The 502-nt window shown below is 71.7% G+C and carries 1 protein-coding gene and 1 pseudogene; one reads left to right on the top strand and one right to left on the bottom strand.

Annotated elements, in window-relative coordinates; translation table 11 throughout:
* Positions 1-115, bottom strand: a pseudogene (locus G3I78_RS52590) (PadR family transcriptional regulator); the annotation flags it as partial.
* A 195-nt stretch (positions 116-310) separates the two neighbouring features.
* Here G3I78_RS52590 and G3I78_RS47640 point away from each other — a divergent pair.
* The coding region (locus tag G3I78_RS47640; RefSeq protein ID WP_164436857.1) for an NUDIX domain-containing protein at positions 311-502 on the top strand (192 nt) is incomplete at its 3' end.

Below are 502 nucleotides of genomic sequence, written 5' to 3'. Positions count from 1 at the left end.
CGTCCTTGCCCCGCTCGCGCAGGGTCGTCGTGATCTCGTACGGGTACATCGGTCGCTCGGCGAGGCTCGCGAGCACGGCGAGCGCGAGCGGGTTGGACACGGGACGACGGGACATTGCTCACCTCCGAATACTTGATTCAGAGTATTCGACATCGGTTGTTCGCGCAAGAGTCCCCTTCCCGCCGACCGGGCAGGCCGGTCGTCGACCGTACGGCCGTCGGGGCGGACGGCCTCGCATGCTCGGCGCGGCGGACCCGCCTGGTCGCCGCCGACGCAGGGCTCGACGACGGTCGTCGCGCATGATGGGTCCATGCAGATCCGCGTCGCCGCCTACGCCGTGATCGTCCGTGAGGACGGGAGGATGCTCCTCCCCCACTGGAGCGAGGGAGGCCGCGACGGGTGGACCCTGCCCGGCGGCGGCATCGACCCCGGCGAGCACCCGGAGGCCGCGGCCGTCCGCGAGGTGCGCGAGGAGACCGGCTACGACGTCGAGCTCGACGGC

Origin of the sequence: Streptomyces sp. SID13726 (assembly GCF_010548375.1) — a bacterium.
Classification (GTDB): Bacteria; Actinomycetota; Actinomycetes; order Streptomycetales; family Streptomycetaceae; genus Streptomyces.
This window is presented reverse-complemented; position numbering and strand designations above follow the sequence as displayed.